At 61.1% G+C, this 16,230-nt stretch carries 15 protein-coding genes; 7 read left to right on the forward strand and 8 right to left on the reverse strand.

The genetic code is table 11. The features are described 5' to 3' along the window. Positions 1–305: 305 nt before the first annotated feature. From AWB66_RS28635 to catA, 4 genes are all read left to right on the forward strand, one after another. A complete protein-coding gene (locus AWB66_RS28635; RefSeq protein ID WP_087633438.1) occupies positions 306–1,508 on the forward strand; it encodes a porin in 1,203 nt (400 codons plus the stop codon). A 394-nt stretch (positions 1,509–1,902) separates the two neighbouring features. Then, the gene (locus AWB66_RS28640) at positions 1,903–3,039 is read left to right on the forward strand and encodes a muconate/chloromuconate family cycloisomerase (protein WP_087633439.1); all 1,137 of its coding nucleotides are present in this window, start codon (positions 1,903–1,905) and stop codon (positions 3,037–3,039) included. A 24-nt stretch (positions 3,040–3,063) separates the two neighbouring features. Beyond that, on the forward strand, positions 3,064–3,354 hold the full coding sequence (gene catC, locus AWB66_RS28645; RefSeq protein ID WP_087633440.1) for a muconolactone Delta-isomerase: 291 nt from the start codon (positions 3,064–3,066) through the stop codon (positions 3,352–3,354). A 66-nt stretch (positions 3,355–3,420) separates the two neighbouring features. Next, positions 3,421–4,356 carry a catechol 1,2-dioxygenase gene (gene catA / locus AWB66_RS28650; RefSeq protein ID WP_087633441.1) on the forward strand — a complete coding sequence of 312 codons (936 nt, stop codon included), beginning with the start codon at positions 3,421–3,423 and terminating at the stop codon, positions 4,354–4,356. 452 nt (positions 4,357–4,808) lie between these two features. On the opposite strand, the gene AWB66_RS28655 is transcribed toward catA, so the two are convergent. From AWB66_RS28655 to AWB66_RS28690, 7 genes are all read right to left on the reverse strand, one after another. After that, positions 4,809–6,863 carry a site-specific integrase gene (locus tag AWB66_RS28655; RefSeq protein ID WP_087633442.1) on the reverse strand — a complete coding sequence of 685 codons (2,055 nt, stop codon included), beginning with the start codon at positions 6,861–6,863 and terminating at the stop codon, positions 4,809–4,811. Then, a complete protein-coding gene (locus tag AWB66_RS28660; RefSeq protein ID WP_087633443.1) occupies positions 6,856–7,422 on the reverse strand; it encodes a hypothetical protein in 567 nt (188 codons plus the stop codon). The genes AWB66_RS28655 and AWB66_RS28660 overlap by 8 nt, the downstream gene beginning before the upstream one ends. Before the next feature lie 211 nt (positions 7,423–7,633). Then, the gene (locus AWB66_RS28665) at positions 7,634–7,933 is read right to left on the reverse strand and encodes a type II toxin-antitoxin system RelE/ParE family toxin (protein WP_087633444.1); all 300 of its coding nucleotides are present in this window, start codon (positions 7,931–7,933) and stop codon (positions 7,634–7,636) included. Further along, positions 7,930–8,205: a YlcI/YnfO family protein gene (locus tag AWB66_RS28670; RefSeq protein WP_087633445.1), complete on the reverse strand. Its 276-nt coding sequence runs from the start codon at positions 8,203–8,205 to the stop codon at positions 7,930–7,932. Before AWB66_RS28670 ends, AWB66_RS28665 begins: the two co-directional genes overlap by 4 nt. 1,179 nt (positions 8,206–9,384) lie before the next feature. After that, entirely contained in the window at positions 9,385–10,569 is a 1,185-nt protein-coding gene (locus AWB66_RS28680; RefSeq protein WP_087633447.1) for a Replication protein O, read from the reverse strand. 250 nt (positions 10,570–10,819) lie between these two features. Further along, positions 10,820–11,806, reverse strand: coding sequence for a ParB/RepB/Spo0J family partition protein (locus AWB66_RS28685; RefSeq protein WP_087633448.1), 987 nt, complete (start codon positions 11,804–11,806; stop codon positions 10,820–10,822). After that, on the reverse strand, positions 11,803–12,999 hold the full coding sequence (locus tag AWB66_RS28690) for a ParA family protein (RefSeq protein WP_087633449.1): 1,197 nt from the start codon (positions 12,997–12,999) through the stop codon (positions 11,803–11,805). The genes AWB66_RS28685 and AWB66_RS28690 overlap by 4 nt, the downstream gene beginning before the upstream one ends. A gap of 260 nt (positions 13,000–13,259) precedes the next feature. Here AWB66_RS28690 and AWB66_RS28695 point away from each other — a divergent pair, with 260 nt between their 5' ends. The 3 genes from AWB66_RS28695 (at position 13,260) to AWB66_RS28705 (ending at position 15,507) form a co-directional block, all read left to right on the forward strand. Then, positions 13,260–13,601 (forward strand): hypothetical protein, encoded by a 342-nt coding sequence (locus tag AWB66_RS28695; protein WP_087633450.1) that lies wholly within the window; start codon positions 13,260–13,262, stop codon positions 13,599–13,601. A gap of 487 nt (positions 13,602–14,088) precedes the next feature. Next, positions 14,089–15,003 (forward strand): ArdC family protein, encoded by a 915-nt coding sequence (locus AWB66_RS28700; protein WP_087633451.1) that lies wholly within the window; start codon positions 14,089–14,091, stop codon positions 15,001–15,003. Positions 15,004–15,075: 72 nt separating this feature from the next. Next, positions 15,076–15,507, forward strand: coding sequence for a hypothetical protein (locus AWB66_RS28705; protein WP_087633452.1), 432 nt, complete (start codon positions 15,076–15,078; stop codon positions 15,505–15,507). A gap of 275 nt (positions 15,508–15,782) precedes the next feature. On the opposite strand, the gene stbC is transcribed toward AWB66_RS28705, so the two are convergent. Beyond that, positions 15,783–16,160: a plasmid stabilization protein StbC gene (gene stbC / locus AWB66_RS28710; protein WP_087633453.1), complete on the reverse strand. Its 378-nt coding sequence runs from the start codon at positions 16,158–16,160 to the stop codon at positions 15,783–15,785. Positions 16,161–16,230: the final 70 nt, after the last annotated feature.

Consider the following 16,230-nt stretch of genomic DNA (forward strand, 5'->3'; position numbering starts at 1 on the left):
CCCTGATGCTCAAAGAAGCGGCGCGGATCGTATCGATGCGATGTGCCCACGATATGAGCGCCGACAATCGCGGTCAAATTCGAGACAAAAATGCACGACATGAATTTGGTGCATGTGCCTCTGTGTGCCGTACGTACTAACCCTTGCTTTGCGCGGCATATCAATGACGCTTATTGCCCATCATGCTTTTGGTTTATTTGCCGTGTGAAACGGGGGACCGCAGACTGCGTGGCGCATCGCCCTCACTACCGCAATGAGCCTTCATTGCTTCATTCAACAGATCGAATCGCATGGAACACGCACGTATGAGACTCGCCTTGGGAACTTCTCTTGCGCTGCTTGCAGTTGCAGGCACGGCGCACGCACAAAGCGCGGTGACGCTGTACGGCATCGTCGACGATGGCTTTAACTGGACCTCGAACTCCGGCGGTCACAATCTCTACAACCTATCGAGCGGCGTTATGCAGGCCAGCCGCTGGGGGCTGAGGGGTAGGGAAGAGCTTGGTGGCGGGCTCGCTGCGCTGTTCGTACTCGAGAATGGCTTCGATCTCAATAACGGCTCGCTTGCGCAAAAGAATCGCGGCAGCACCCAAGGCCTGATGTTCGGTCGTCAGGCGTACGTGGGCTTGTCCAGTGCTTACGGCACCGTGTTGCTCGGTCGTCAATACGATTCAGTCGTCGACTATGTGGGCCCATTCGAGTCCGGCACCCAGTGGGCGGGATATATCGGCGCACATCCCAGCGATCTTGACAACCTTAACAACGCATATCGCGTGAACAACGCGATCAAGTTCGCTAGTAAGTCTTACTACGGAATTACGTTCGGCGGCGTTTATAGTCTGGGTGGCGTGGCGGGCGCGGTCTCGCGCAACCAGCTATGGTCGCTCGGTGCGGGCTACGCGAATGGCCCACTTACGCTGGGCGTCGGATACCTGAACTCGCGCAATCCGAACGTCGGCTTTTTCGGCGACAACGGCGCAAGCACTCCGCCTGCCGCGAGCGCGAACTTTATCTCGTCGCCGGTATATAGCGGCTATGCATCGGCGCGCACCTATCAGGTAGTCGCGGCGGGCGCGGCCTACGCATTCGGCCCAGCCACGCTGGGCGCGACATACTCCAACATACAGTTCAAGAGCCTCGGCGATACGGTGAACTCCGGTCCCAATCCGCGCGGCTACTCCGGCAATGCAATCTTTAACAACGTCGAAATCAACTTCAAGTATCAGCTTACGCCGGCGCTCGTGCTCGGCGCGGCGTTCGACTACACGAAAGGCGGCGATGTCGATTCGGCCACCGGCAACAATCCGGGCGCGAAGTACTACCAGGGCGCGCTTGGTGCCGACTACTTCCTGTCAAAGCGCACGGACGTTTATCTGATCGGCGTGTACCAAAAGGCATCCGGCATCGATTCCACCGGCACGGCGGCGGTTGCGGCGATCAACAACCTCACGCCGTCGACGAGCGATCGTCAAAGCACGGTCCGCGTGGGCATCCGCCACAAGTTTTGAAGCAATCAGTCTAGTGCCAGCGCGCGGGCGTACTGAAGGCATGCTCGCACGCGTTCTTTTCGGGCACGCAGGCGACCCCCAGAGTTTTGGGCAGGAGGAACCGCACGATTAATGGTTGGGAAGCGAACAAGAAGGCACCAAGTCGGTACGACTTGCTCGGCGAACGTTCGCAGCCGCCATCTCTCGTGTTCCGCGAGCATTTACGTCGTGACATACATTCGCGTCAAGGACGTCATCAATATCATGGATGACACAAGTCACATTTGATCTATTTGACGGATGTTTTGGTCGCGGATTATCTTGTCGTCGAAATCGCAAATACTTTCATGCTCAGGGGCGCGCGGCGAGGATACACAGCGCAGCGTCACCTGTCGGACATATCGAACCTATCGCCATGACTTCCGCGACGATCGAACGCATCGAAACCTGTCTCGTCGACTTGCCGACGATTCGCCCCCACAAGCTTTCCGTCGCCACCATGCACGGGCAGACCCTCATGCTGGTGAAAGTGTTCTGCAGCGACGGCATCATTGGAATTGGCGAAGGCACGACGATCGCCGGCATGGCCTATGGCCCGGAAAGTCCGGAGTCCATGAAGCTCGCTACCGATGCGTATCTTGCGCCCGCCTGTATCGGCCGCGATGCGACGCGCGTGCAGGCGCTCATGGCCCATCTTGCCAAGCTGGTCAGGTTCAATCACTTCTCGAAAAGCGCGCTTGAAACCGCGCTCCTCGACGCACACGGAAAGCGCCTTGGCGTACCGGTCAGCGAACTGCTGGGCGGCCGTCATCGCGAGCGTCTGCCGGTCGCCTGGACGCTCGCATCGGGCGATACGGACAAGGACATCGCGGAAGCCGAGATGATGCTCGAGCGTCGTCGGCACAAGATCTTCAAGCTCAAGATCGGCGCAAAGGACATCAAGGCAGACATCAAGCATGTCGCCGACATCAAGCGTGGGCTGGGCGATCGCGGCTCCGTGCGTGTCGACGTCAACATGGCCTGGAGTGAAACGCAGGCGGCACGGGCTATTCCCGCACTCGTCGATGCAGGCTGCGAGTTGGTGGAGCAGCCCGTCGCATCCGCGGCGGCGCTTGCGCGCCTGATGCGCCGCTTCCCCGTCGCATTGATGGCGGACGAAGTCCTGCAAGGACCCGAAAGCGCGTTCCAGATCGCGAAGCAAGAAGGTGCCGACGTCTTCGCGATCAAGATCGAACAAAGCGGCGGTCTCATCGCGGCGCAACGTGTCGCCGCCATCGCCGATGCGGCGGGCATCGAGCTTTATGGGGGCACGATGCTGGAAGGCGCGGTCAGCACGATCGCGTCGGCACATCTCTTTGCGAGCTTGCCGAGTCTGCAGTGGGGCACCGAGCTGTTCGGTCCGTTGCTCATCACCGAGGAGATCCTTACGCAGCCGCTGGATTACAGCGACTTTGGACTCACCGTGCCGAACGGTCCTGGCCTCGGCATCGAGCTGGACGAAGCCCGCCTCAAACGCTTTACGCGCGACGGACTGGTCGCGGTCATCAAATAATCGAATTCCTGACGAGAAAACGCAATGCTCTTTCACGTACGCATGGATGTGAACCTTCCGCTGGATATGCCCGCCGATGTCGCAAGCGAAATCAAGGCACGCGAGAAAGCCTATTCGCAGGACCTCCAGCGCAGCGGCAAGTGGCGGCACATCTGGCGCCTTGCGGGCGAGTACGCGAACATCAGCATTTTCGACGTCGAAAGCAATGCAGAGCTGCACGACATTCTCACTGCGTTGCCGTTGTTCCCGTATATGAACATGTCCGTGACGCCGTTGTGCCGTCACCCGTCCTCTGTTCGCGATGGTGACGCATGATTCAAAGCGCGTGTCTCAACACAGCAGACGCTGCGCCAGACCGCAGTACCCTATGGAGACAAAATTGTGAACGTCAAAGTATTTGAAACGAAGGCGGTTCAGGACTTGCTTTCGGCGGCCGCCAATCTCAGTTGCGAGGACGGCAATGACCGCGCAAAGCAGATCACGCATCGCCTGTTAAGCGACCTGTTCAAGGCCATCGACGACCTCAATATGACCCCCGACGAAATCTGGGCCGGCGTGAACTACTTCAACCGGCTCGGTCAAGACGGAGAGGCTGCGTTGCTCGCGGCGGGGCTCGGGCTCGAGAAGTTCTTGGATATACGCATGGATGCCGCAGACAAGCAGGCCGAAATCGATGGAGGCACCCCGCGCACCATCGAAGGCCCGCTGTACGTGGAAGGCGCACCGCTCCGTGATGGCATGTCGAAGATCGATCTCGACGCAGATCCGGACGCGGGTCCGCTGGTCATCCGCGGCACAGTCACTCGTACGGGCGGCACGCCGGTCGCGGGCGCGGTGGTCGAATGCTGGCATGCGAATTCGAAGGGCTTTTATTCACACTTTGATCCGACCGGCGCACAAAGCCCGTTCAACTTGCGTGGCGCGGTGCGAACGGGCGATGACGGCAATTATGAGTTCCACACGCTGATGCCAGTGGGCTACGGCTGTCCGCCGCATGGTGCGACTCAGCAGTTACTGAACGTGCTGGCACGCCATGGTAACCGGCCGGCGCATGTTCATTTCTTCGTGACGGGGGACGGCTTACGTAGGTTGACCACCCAGATCAACATCGAAGGTGACCCGCTCATATGGGACGATTTTGCCTACGCTACGCGTGAAGACCTGATCCCGCCGGTGGTCGAGAAGACCGGTGGCGCAGTACTTGGACTGAAGGAAGAAGCGTACAGGGAGATTAACTTCAACTTCGTGTTGACGCCGCTGGTTCAGGGCAAGGATAACCAACTCGTCAATCGCCTGCGCGCCACCGCTGAAGTTTAATTGCTTGACGGCGGCGGAGGGTTCGCCGCCGGTGTCCGTGGCCACAAATCGATAGGTGCTCCGATGTCCAGTCGGCGCGCACTGCGCTATCCTGCGGGCGCTGCACGAAACTTCAAGCCCATTGCTCTGTATGGGTTGCCACGATGACCGGCCTGCACACTAGCGATTTCCCGCCGGCGACTACGCAATCAAACGGCTGTTATGCACTGGACATCTGCCGCATGAAAGTCCACTACGGGTCGCGTCCAGCCCGGTGGGACGGCATACGTCGCCGTCAATATTCCTTGATCACGGTCGGCGCGGTGCGCCGCAGTCCGCATTTCAAGCGCGAAGTGACGACTTTATTTCGCGTCCGGCAGAGACTTGCTGAGCAAGACTCGGCACTCTATCCGGTGCTCCGAAGTCTCGAGTTGACAAGTTTATAGTCGCAGTTTTGACATCTTTAATGCGTTTTACGACTTATGCGCGACGGCGCTCGCATAGTATCGCGCCACCTCTTCGACCACGCGCTGCTTTTCGGCCTGGACATAGATCGTCGTCGTTTGGAGCGAAGCGTGGCCCAGCACCTTCTGCACAACGTCGACCGGGACTTCATCGGCGACCGACTGCGTGCCGAACGTATGTCGGAAAGCATGCGCGTTGGCCTGCCCGAGGCGCACCCGTTCATCGAGGCTCAAGTTATCCATCGTCTCGACCAGTTCGGTGACCATTCGACTAATCAGCCGGTTCAGTCCGTCCGCGGTGTAGCCCGCTTCCTTCGCAGGCTGCCCGTCACCACGCTGCCCAGCTCGATGTCGCCGGCGTGACGCATCGGTCCAGGGGATGATGACCGGCGCCAGCAGCGGCCCTCTCTGAGGGTCTTCGGTTGGGCCGTCGAAATCTTGAGCCCGATCGCGCCAATGCGCGCGCAGCGCGTTCAGCGTCGCGGCGCTCACCGGCACCGTACGTTCGCGCTGGCCCTTGCCGATGAGGGTCAGCTCCCACACGGGTCGCTCGAGCGTCCCGTACGATGAAGGGCGCAGATCCTCGCGCCGGGCGCGTGCGGCTTCTTCACGCCGCAAACCCGAATCGCCCATCAACAGAATCGCCGCGCGCACGGCGCGCCACTGCACGCCGTTTCGACGTATGTTCGTGTCCATGCGCCACTGCGCACCGGCCGTCGCCCCGCCCTCTTCTGCTGAGCGCACATCGAGCTCGTCACGCAGCTTGCGCCACAGAGTGGAAGGCAAGGCGCGTTCAATCTTTATCGCGCGTTCCCGCCTGGTCACCATCGGATCGTTGACCGCCTTCCACGGGTTGCCGGCGAGATAGCGTACATCGACCCACCAGGCGAAGGCCGTACGCAGCACGCGCACGGCATAACGCTGCGACTCGCTGGAAAGCGCTTCACTGGCGAACGGTCGCCAACGCGGCGAATGCCGTGCGAAGCGCTCGCCGACGAAACGCGGGTCCGGGCTTTTCAGGAAATCCTTATACGCCTCGCAGTCATCCACCCGCAGATCGCTCAGCGCCTTGCCGCGCAGCACCACCGCCCACAACAGGAAGCGCTCGAGTTCCTTGGTGTAGGCGCGGAGGGTTTTCGGCTGATCGCGGTAGCGGTTCAGATAGGCGCGCACCGCATCGAGATCGTGGTTCGCCTGGATATAACAGAAGGCCGCCGCGCGGTTTTCGCCCCGGTACGGACCATCGGCGCCGGAGAGTGCATGCGGCACCGCCAGGCGTTCGAGCGGCGCGAGCGTGAGGCGCTTCGCCTCCCCACTCGCCCCGCCTTCGATGTAACGCTCTGGCACGACCTCGACGACTTCATCAGCCACCAGCGGCACGCCAGCTTGCTCGTCCGAGTCGATATCGATCTCGACGGTGAGCTGCAGCGTCGCCTGCTGCTTGCGCAACCAGCTCACGATCGCGCGCGCCCGGCCCGGACCGATGCGCGGAATCGAGCGCCACCAGCTGCCGCCGCGCCGATTGCAGAAGGCAATCAGCTCACCCAGGGTCTGAATGCCCTCGCCCTTCAGGCGCCGGGCCACGCGCGGCCGCAGCCAGGCACTGATCGCGTGATCGGCATGCGGCGGGAGCGCGGCAAGTTGCGCCGCCTCCGTGACCATGCGAAACGTCACCGCGGTGAGCAACGGGCGCCCGTGCTGACGGATCGAGGCGCGCAGGTGATCGGCGAGCGCGGTGGAACCATGCGCGAGCGCCAGGGCCACCAGCGCGTCGAGCATCGTGTTGAGATAGCGCTCCATCGCGCCGGGCGTCGCCGCGTGCGCCTCCTCGTCGGGGTCGTAGTAGCTGCGCGCGATCACCGCGGGCGCGATGCGCTGCACGTACGCGCGCAGCGCCGTGAAATCCTTGGTGGTGTAACCGCGCTCGACGATGAGCTGTTCTGCGGTGAGCTTTTCCGGGCGACGCGCCGTCGCTGCGGCGAGCTTTTCCGGGGCAGCCTCGGGGGGTGCTTTTTGGGCGGCCCTGGCGGATCGTTTGGGCACAGCGGGCCGGGGGTCAGCCATGAGGACCCTCTCCGCCAGATCCAGCCGATCCAGCCGCGCCAGTCGGTCCCTCCCCCGGTGCGGTACGCGAGGTCGTGAAGCGTTTCAGCAGGGTCCGGGCGTCCGCGAGAAACGCGCCCGGGAACTTGCGGCACAGCGCCTCGAACATCGGTCGCGCGTCCTGCAAGCGCGCGGCGACCCGCCGGTCCTGGCTCAGTTCACTGCCTTCGACGCTCGTACCAGCTGGGTCCGCGAACACGACCCGCTGCAGCAGGACCACGGCACCACATTCCGCGATCTGTTCGAGCACCGGGCCGAAGTCGCTGCCGAACAGCACCGGCCCATAGGTCAGCACGAGGGACGTGAGCACCAGCAATTCGACGCGGCTGGGTTTCACGGGCAGCGGCACGGGCTGCCCCTGAACGATCTGGCGCAGGGCCGCCGCGCGGCGGTTGCGCACGATGGTGCGGTCGAGCTCGAGGACGATGCGTGCGACCTCCGGATCTGGCAGCGCGTCGAAGTCGTAGTCATCGTCGTCATCGGCATCATTCGCGTCGAAGCCGGCAAAGTCATGTGCCACGGGCCCCTGCCCTCTCGAGTAAATTGAATTTGGCCCATTCTACCCCCGAAACGCTATCCCGATAATAGCCATTATCAGGCTTGAGCGGAGAGGCGTTTTCGCTGTGAATAATAATTAGCAGACAACGCCGCGTTACTAATTTGGGCGATTCCTGTCGGTTGTGCGCGCTCGCGCTCGTCCAATCCCCGCCGTTCCGCCTCCTACGTGTCGCTCAGTGGTAGTCGTCCTCCCGCTGATGCCTGACAGCGAGAATGTTGATGGTGAGCTCGTCTTCAATCTCAAACAGCGCGACATAGCCGGTGTCGCCGAACGACACAACGAGCTCGCGCAGATAAGCGTTATCCGGCACGACCTTGCGGCACGTGTACGGAAAAGATTCGAGCATGTCAGCCGCCTTGCGGATCGCTTCAAGCGCACGCCGGGCAGCCGGTGCGTCTCTTTCGAGCAAGAACCTGTACAGGCGTAACAAATCGGCGCGCGCTTCAGCCGTATAGCGGACCCGATAGCTCAACGTTTGCGCTGCTTTGTTTCCGCAGCGACCAACATCGCTTCCAGTTCGCCGTGCACCTCGGCTGCGTCGTAATACTCGCCCGTACTACGCGCCCGATCTCGGGACTGCAGGCCGCGCGCCACGAAATCCCTTTGCATCTGCCGACGGCTAACGCTTGCGCGCAAGGAAGACTCCATGAGCGACGACAGGCTTTCTCCGTCGAGCAGGACGCTCTCGGCGGCCTGGCGAAGTTCCGGATCGACCCGCAGGGACGGCAAAGAGGCGGTTTTCATCTGACTACTCCAATGCGTTGCATTTGCAGCGCATAGGTTACCACAGCTCCCTATTCGACGGGCGGACCGAATGGGCCAGCGACCGCCTGCCCTGCCGAACGCCCCGCGTGCGAATGGCGCGGCGGACCGGGCATGGGGCGCGGAGGGGGCGCGTGCTTCCACTGCTCGGGCCACATGATTGCACGCGCTCGACCAATGGTTCACTGTTGTGACGGGGCTGCCGGTGGTGCGCACTAGCGACGACGCTCGGGTGGTTTGCCCTGATGCGCCATCGCTTCGGGCCGGGTTCTCCGCCACCGCCCGCGGGCCTCGCACCGCCCTGCAGACGTGCGTCCTGACCGCCACGTCCGGTCCGGGCTCGCTGCTGCATGAAGCGGTCTGCCGCGCCATTTGAGCGGCTGTTCGACTGGCAATCGGCGGCGCCGGCGAGGGTCACCGCCTGTGGCACTCACGCGATCTAAACCAAAGGCCGGCAGACGTCAGCGGATCGCCCTGCCGCCCTTCCCCCACCCGGGCGATCCGCCCACATCGGCCTCCTCCCGATCCCGGGCGTCAGCGCCCCTCGCTGCGCCGTGCCGATCCTCAGGTCTAGCGGCAGCAAGAGCGGCAGGCCCGGGTGTACGCCAAACTCGCCGTAGGGGTCGTCGTCCGACCGCACTTCCCGGTGGGCGTCGCTGTGGGCCGATGGTGGGTCGTCTGGGACGCTTGCAGCGGTCATCCGCCCGTCGTGCGATGTAGTGCCCCGCGGGGAACCGCGTAGTCGCTTCTACCCGGGCGTGGACTTTTAGGCTGGAACTCGCACACGGTCACCAGTCGACCACGGGCGTCCGCTTCTAGCCCGTGGCGTTTCTCCATCCAACCGGGCGCTCCGCATCGGCTGCTTGCTTCGCCTCCTTGCGACCGCGCTCGACGATGGCGCCTCGCCCGGCTCTTGTCCTCGAACTCGCCTCAATGAGTTCATCCCTTCGGGCGTCTCGATCACGGTCTTGCAAACGGGTTCCGGAGCGCCCGCCGTACCTGCGCCTGCGGGCAATGCGCGGACGTTGGCGGGTAAGATTGGTAGTTGCATTTCTATCGGGGATCGAATGGCGCCTCGCCGCGGCTCGGTGCCCGTCTCTTCGTCCGTTGAGTTCGTGCAGTGCGATTCATCCGGTCCCTCAGACGCGCTCGCATGCGCCGTCATTCGCCCGCTCCGCGCACTTTCAGGAGCTGTCGCAGGCCGGCGATGTGGTCCCGCACCGCACCCGTCACCGGAGGCTTCGCGTGCTTCGGCGGTGCCGCGCAAGGCTGAGATTTGCCAAACGATTCCCGTTGCGTATGAGCAAAGCGCTCGAGATCCAGCGCGGTCGCGGGGCGAAGTTTGCCGGACGCGAGCGCCGTGGCAAACGATGGCTCCCACCCCGCGGCCTGGCGGCCAATGCGCTCGGTGACGCTGAAGATTGTCAACGATTCACCTTCGGCCCCGATGACGAACTGGCGTGCGCCGTCGGCGTCGATGAACGTGCGGCCAGCATGTTTGCGGGCAACAGCCTGGGCGTCCACGCGCTGCTGCGCGCGCGCTTGGTCGGCGCGGTGTTCGTCATTCCGACGACGCACGAGGAGCGAGAAATCAATCGGGTTGCGGAGCAGGGCCCGCAAGTAATTTATCGGTGCCTTGGCGAGCTTCAGGTGGTCCCAGGTGGCCTCAACGATATCGGAGAGGCGCTTGCCGTGCTCACGCGCCTCGCGCATGAGCTTGAAAATCAAGAAATCAAAAAAACCCAGGGTGCGGAGGCGCTGAAGGTCCACAGGTAGTTGGCCCGGTTGTCTCTTTTGAAAAACAGAAGGGCTTAGATCCTTATATATTCCACCGTCTGCCACATTGGCAGACGGTACAGACAAAGAAGGTTGGTCCGATGCGGATGTGGTTGAAGAGGCCGTCTGGGCGGGTTCTTCTTCGTGCGCGCGCGGAGGCTCCATGAGGCCGAGGAGGGAAGCGGCGTGTTCCGTGAGATGAAGGTAAGCGCGACCAAATAACCCTGCTTCGACATAGCGGCGCTGCGGCCGACGCTCGATGAGTCCGGCGACCTCGAGATCGTCCAGGCTACGATAAAACGTCCGCATCGATTGCAGCGCGCGGCCTGTGAGCAGTTCACGGCGCGCGAAGATGGCATCGAACGGGTTGGCAGCATCGACGGTCCGCGCGAGAGCGGCAAGGACGGCGCGAGCGCGAGGGGAGATCTGTTCGATGTGCGCGGCGCGAAACGCGGCCCTGAAGACGACCCAGGGCAGGTTGGTTGAGTCGCAGCGAAAAGCGGTGAGGGCGGCCGAATCTTCCGGATGTGTTCCACCCTCGCCAGCAACGAAGCGTTGCGCGATAGACATGTCGAGCGGTCCATTTCAGTGAATGGATGGGTTTTGCTTGACTGTCGATCTTGTTGCGCTACACTCCGGGATATCTGTAGTCCCTTTCCAGTTTCCAGCTGGGGAGTAGTGCGGCAAGGTTTCCAGCCAAGCCCACAATCGCAAAGGCCCTCAGTTTCCAGCTGCGGGCCTTTGTCTTTCTAGCTCAGATTTTCTTCATTTCCTTCTCCGTTAGCGGCTGCGTAGTACGAAGACATTAAAAATCAAACACTTAAGTCTTCTGAGGCTTTGCTAATTGCTCAAGGTGTTTGCGGATCGCGTCACGGACGGAGCTCGCGATTTCCTCGGACTGAAATTCAATTCGCATGACGTTTTTTGCACTGCGGACGTCGCACCAAGTTGTCTTCCCCGAGCGGATCTTGAAGTTTGTCGCTGCTGTCACCGCTTTCTTGGGCTCGACGGAAGCGCGTGCGAATTTGACCGCCTGCGATTGGTCAAGCTTCCCACCCGCAAGACGTTGGACGGCCTCTAGCACTCGGTCGCTCTTGCCCGCCTCAGCGAGAACGGCCAACTCAGCCGCAGCGTTCGCTCCCAACAACGCCATGTTCGCTTCAAGAATTTTCCGAACCTCATGCGGGAGACGTTCGAAGGACAACAGAGCGCTGATATGCGACGGACTGATCCCCACACGCTCGGCAACCGATGCCTTACTCAGTTCTGGATGCTCCGTCTGGAATCGCTTTAATCCGACGTACTTCTCGTAGTCAGTAAGGTCCGACTGCATTAAATTCGCGAAGAAGGCTCCTTCATCGGCCTCTTCAGCCGTCGCTTCGCCCAGCACACAGCGGATCGTTTCTCGCCCAAGTTCACGATAGGCATCGCTTCGATGGTGTCCCGAGATAATTTCGAAACCGCCTTCGGTGCGAGGTAGGACAACTACCGGATGAATGAGCTTGTTGTGCCGCAGATTGTCCCGCAGCTCGGAATACTTCTCCGGAGCCATGTATCTGCGCCGGCCCGGGACCTCATGCAGTTCGGAAAGAGGCACGTCTGCGGCGCCGCCCATCTGCTTGGCTTTCTGCAGCTCCTTCTTAAGGCGGTCGATTTCATCCTGCTGTTGCTCCGACTTCGCCTGGAGGTGCATTAATTGGCCGGGAGCGGTGCGAGGCGTCGTCGCGGCTCGATTCTGTGCCTTGTCTGCCTCCTCATCTGTAAGGCGTATGTTCGCGGCCTTTGAGGCAAAATTTTTCATGCTCATGATGCGTTACCCCCTTTCTGCCAAAGAGCCGACACGCGATCATCGACGCGATCGACGAATTGGTCACAGGGCGTCCGAATCCGACGCAGTGTCTCGGCGCCACCTTCATACGTCGTGATGTCGTAGACCGTCGCGAACCGCATATTTGTATTGCGTGCGACATCGGTTTCTGGAATTTCGACTGGGATGACCCGGTTACCGTAGAGTTGGGTAATCCACGATTGGACCGCCTTCGCTGCCGGCTTCGGCGTCATGCGTGTGATGAGAATGTCAAGGAAGTCGAATTCTTTTCGTGACTGTTCTCCGCGTGCTGCCATGCCTGTCACCAAATCAGAAAACAAGTGCCAAAACTGCACCATCGAGGCGAACGATAAAACGTCAGGTACTACTGGCACAATCACCCCGTCAGCCGCGAAGATCGCATTGATGGTCAGGTAGCTCAGCGACGGTGCCGTGTCCAAAATGATGTAGTCGTACTCTTCGCGCAGAGCTTCAATTCCCGCGTGAAGGACGTTCTCGAAGCGCTCGCCGCGGGCACCCGCCGATGCACGCGCGGGCAGCATAAACTCAGCGTTGAAGAGTTCAGTGGAAGAGGGAATCAGGTCCAGGTTGGGCCAGTAAGTCTCTTGGGGAAGGGTCCGCATGTCAAACCCGTCACCCCTCAAGTAGGCCTCGATCAAGGGCATTATTGTTTGCGAAGCGTCGACCTCTGCGTGCGGGTTGATCCCGTACAGCGTTGTCGCACTCCCTTGCGGATCAAGATCGATATGGCAAACACGTCGACCACGACGCATCGCCAGCCCCTGTGCGAGAACAGTTGACATCGTGGTCTTGGTCACGCCGCCCTTGAAGTTGGCGACGGCAATAACCTTTCCGGGACCCAATCTTGGAGTTGGAGCGAGCTCGGCCCGGACCCATTGAACAGCCTCGTCTACGGTGAACTGACGTGGCGAGCCTCGACGCGCTTGCTTCCCTTGAGGAAGCTCACCCTTCTTGAGCATGTAGGCCATCCGCTGGACGTCAATCCCGCACATCTCCTGGACCCGCGCCGAACTGATCATCGGCGGAACCTTCCTTGGAAAAGGTTCGAGTAGTTCGTCGCGGATCTTCTGCAACATGAAGTCGGACAGTCCAGCGAGCTTGATAAGATCTTCTGGCGTAGTCTTACCGGGGTTGGCGAGGTCTATGTCCATTGTCCACTTTTCACCGTTTGGAATTATTCTATCGGCAAACGAGATTTCTGGCCGCCCGATAGAATCAAGGGGACTTTAGACGTCTTGCGATGTAAATGCAAGTTAACTTTCAGCCGTTCGGGTGGCGCAATGCCATGTGACGCGGGAGGGCAAGCCGTTTTTCACGAAAGGACTTTAAGTGTGGAACAAAGTCGAAGCCGTGGAACACGTTCGTAAGCTTCCGTGCTTCGAACCCTTGGTGAAATATCGCGGAAACGCTGATGCTGGGTTCGACGTACGCATTCGTGGCTGCGATGCGTCCGCGGCTGCCGGAGGTGTTTCGCAATGAGGGTATGAGCATCGAGCAGGTGATCGCGCTTGCATTGACCGAGGACCACGATCTTCAGCAGCGACTGTGGTCTTTCGAGCCCTCGAAGCCAAGTTCAACGCTGTTTCTAGGAATTCACGGTGACCGCGGCAGCCGCCATGCCGCGGGTGCTCCGTCGCTGCTATTTGAGCGATATCCGATTACCAGCCTGGTTGTGGCGCGACAAAAATGGGAACCAGACGCCGGCCCGGTTGTGCCTCGAATGACCCTCGCTTGCGAAAATGATGCCGCTTGAATTTAGGAATACCGCACGATGGGGTAGCAGATCCCGGCCGTGTCCCTGTCACTTTTCGACCAAAACGCAACTAATGATCGTGCCGATTTCTCACTGCGAATCAAGAAGACGCCGTCGCGACCTAGTGGAGTGATGGCGACCTGGCTCTCCGAGCGAATCCGCCTGTCGGCGGATCGGGCTCTATTCGCTTCGCTCACCGGGCCTGCAGTCCCGGCCATTCGGCAACGATCCCTTTCGCAATTCAAGTCAACAACTCATCTAGAAGAACCCGCTAAGGGGCGCTGCCCCTGGCGCGCTGCAAGGGATATGGCTGCGCCCTGGCCGCGGGGTATCCCCAAAATTTTTTCGATAAGGCGCGGAAAAAATCCCGGGTGATCCCCCTCCCCGCGTCCAGCCCTTGCAGCTTGCCTCCCCGGTCGTCGCCCGACGGTCGTCGGGTGCATGTGCGCAACCCAGCACATCCACCCCGAGACCTAAAGGAAAGACCATGAAAGCCCAAACGAAGACACCTCTTCCCGATATCTACAGCCGGGTGACGGACAAGATCGTCGCCGACCTGGAGCAGGGCGTCAGGCCTTGGGTAGAACCGTGGAAGGCTGGAAACGCTGGCGCCCGGATTCCGCTTCCCGTGCGTCACAACGGCGTCCCTTACCAAGGCATCAATATTCTGCTTCTGTGGGCCGAGCAGCTCGACAAAGGTTTTCAGTCCAAGCGCTGGATGACCTTTAAGCAAGCCCAGGCGCTCGGCGCGAACGTCCGTAAAGGCGAGCATGGAGCCCTCGTTGTCTACGCCAACAAAATCACCACGAGCGAGACCGACGACAAAGGCGACGAGCTCGAACGCGAGATCCCTTTCATGAAGGGCTACACCGTGTTCAACGTCGACCAGATTGAGCACTTGCCCGAGCAATACTGCGCCGACCCGGAGCCCGTCGAAACCGAACCCCTAAAGCTGGTCGAGCATGCGGAAGTCTTCTTCGCCAACACCGGCGCTGTCATTCGTCACGGCGGGAATAGGGCGTACTACGCGCCCGCGCAAGACATCGTGCAGTTGCCCGTCCCCGAATCGTTCGATACGGCGGAGAGCTACGCAGCCACCAAGGCGCATGAGATCACCCACTGGACCAGCCACAAGACCCGCCTCGACCGCCAGCTAGGCAAGCGTTTCGGTGACGACGCCTACGCCGCCGAAGAGTTGATCGCCGAGATGGGCGCCGCTTTCTTATGTGCCCAGCTGGGATTGACCCCGGAAGTTCGCGACGACCACGCCGCTTATCTCGACCACTGGCTCAAGGTCCTGAAGGCCGACAAGAAGGCGGTTTTTACGGCCGCAAGTCAGGCGCAAAAGGCCTGCAACTTCCTGTTCTCGCTGCAAGGCGAACACGAACAACAAGCAGCGTGAAGACATCGGCCGGAGCCTGGGCGCGCACCACCCCAGGCCGAGGACCGCGTTCTCAAAATAAGGAGATGACTCGTGAGCAACTTCACCGTCGTTTATGCCGTCAATGTGCCGCACTACGGCAAGGCCCAGATCGAAGCGCCGACTGCAGCCGAAGCGATCGCCGCGGCCAAGCATCGAGATCCCGCGGACCTCTGCACCGAGCGCGACCGCAGCAGCGCCGCTTGCGCGCGCATTGTTTCGATCACTGACGATGACGGACGAAGCATTGCCGAGGGTGTCACGCTCGACGGGGCTTTTATGCGATACGGTGGGCGCCCCGCATGGCTCCTTTGCGAAGCCTCACCGGCCATGCTTGAAAGTCTGCAGAAAATGGTGTCGCGCTCCGACGATCTTGTGCGCGCGTTGGCCTGTCCGAACGGCCGAAACGAACATCTCGTGGAGCGGCTTTGCGCCGCGTGTCATGTCGCGAAGGCCGTGATTGCCGCGGCAAACGGTGGGAACTAGGCACGGCATCAGTGCGACCGGACGTCGAGATCGAGGTTTGCCGATCCCCTCCGGGAGCCGAGAAAAAGGGCCGTGGACTCGAGCGGACCAAAAGGACCCGTGCGCCATCCACTGGCGTCTGAGGACCTCCGCAAAGAGCGCGCTTGGTCCCCTAAACATGGGAGGCATGGCCTGATCCGCCAAACCTAGGCCTTCCTGCAAGGAAAACAGAGCGTCATGAGTGAGCCGACGCGCGCCAAGCAACTGCGCGATCACGGCGAGATTCGGTGCTTCGATCAGGCCAGCCACCGAACGATGAACGCGGCGATCGCCGCTCCGAGGAGGGCGCTCACGCCAGAACATATTCCCACAGCAGGCAGTGCCTGCATCACCCCAGCGGCGGCGGCTCGCTTGCCGCTCGCCGCAACCAACTGCGCAGCGTCGGCGTTCGCCGCCCTGGCATCCCGGATCGCCTGAGTCAATTCCCGATGCGCCGTCAGCAGTTCGCGGGTCGCGGTCTGCACGGTCGCATCCAGTTCAACCTTTGCCTGGCTAATGCCGTCGCGCACGCTCGTCGCGTCGGCGATCGCCGACTTCAGGTCGGCGAGAATCTCCTTGGAGTCGCCCAGGAACCACTCGAACAGGACCTCTTCCTTCGTAGGCGGGCGCTCCATTCATGCCACCAGCGCCGTAAAGGCATCATCCAGATTATTGCGCACGGGGATGGCCAGCTTCTTCCAGCGA

The organism is Caballeronia telluris, from assembly GCF_001544495.1.
In the GTDB taxonomy this organism is placed as follows: Bacteria; Pseudomonadota; Gammaproteobacteria; order Burkholderiales; family Burkholderiaceae; genus Caballeronia; species Caballeronia telluris.

Bases quoted from the DNA above. Each gene is read 5' to 3' on its own strand.
- AWB66_RS28635 (WP_087633438.1), top strand. From the start codon at position 306: ATGAGACTCGCCTTGGGAACTTCTCTTGCGCTGCTTGCAGTTGCAGGC.
- AWB66_RS28640 (WP_087633439.1), top strand. From the start codon at position 1,903: ATGACTTCCGCGACGATCGAACGCATCGAAACCTGTCTCGTCGACTTG.
- catC (WP_087633440.1), top strand. From the start codon at position 3,064: ATGCTCTTTCACGTACGCATGGATGTGAACCTTCCGCTGGATATGCCC.
- AWB66_RS28655 (WP_087633442.1), bottom strand. From the start codon at position 6,863: ATGGCTGACCCCCGGCCCGCTGTGCCCAAACGATCCGCCAGGGCCGCC.
- AWB66_RS28670 (WP_087633445.1), bottom strand. From the start codon at position 8,205: ATGAAAACCGCCTCTTTGCCGTCCCTGCGGGTCGATCCGGAACTTCGC.
- AWB66_RS28680 (WP_087633447.1), bottom strand. From the start codon at position 10,569: ATGTCTATCGCGCAACGCTTCGTTGCTGGCGAGGGTGGAACACATCCG.
- AWB66_RS28685 (WP_087633448.1), bottom strand. From the start codon at position 11,806: ATGAGCATGAAAAATTTTGCCTCAAAGGCCGCGAACATACGCCTTACA.
- AWB66_RS28690 (WP_087633449.1), bottom strand. From the start codon at position 12,999: ATGGACATAGACCTCGCCAACCCCGGTAAGACTACGCCAGAAGATCTT.
- AWB66_RS28695 (WP_087633450.1), top strand. From the start codon at position 13,260: ATGCTGGGTTCGACGTACGCATTCGTGGCTGCGATGCGTCCGCGGCTG.
- AWB66_RS28700 (WP_087633451.1), top strand. From the start codon at position 14,089: ATGAAAGCCCAAACGAAGACACCTCTTCCCGATATCTACAGCCGGGTG.
- stbC (WP_087633453.1), bottom strand. From the start codon at position 16,160: ATGGAGCGCCCGCCTACGAAGGAAGAGGTCCTGTTCGAGTGGTTCCTG.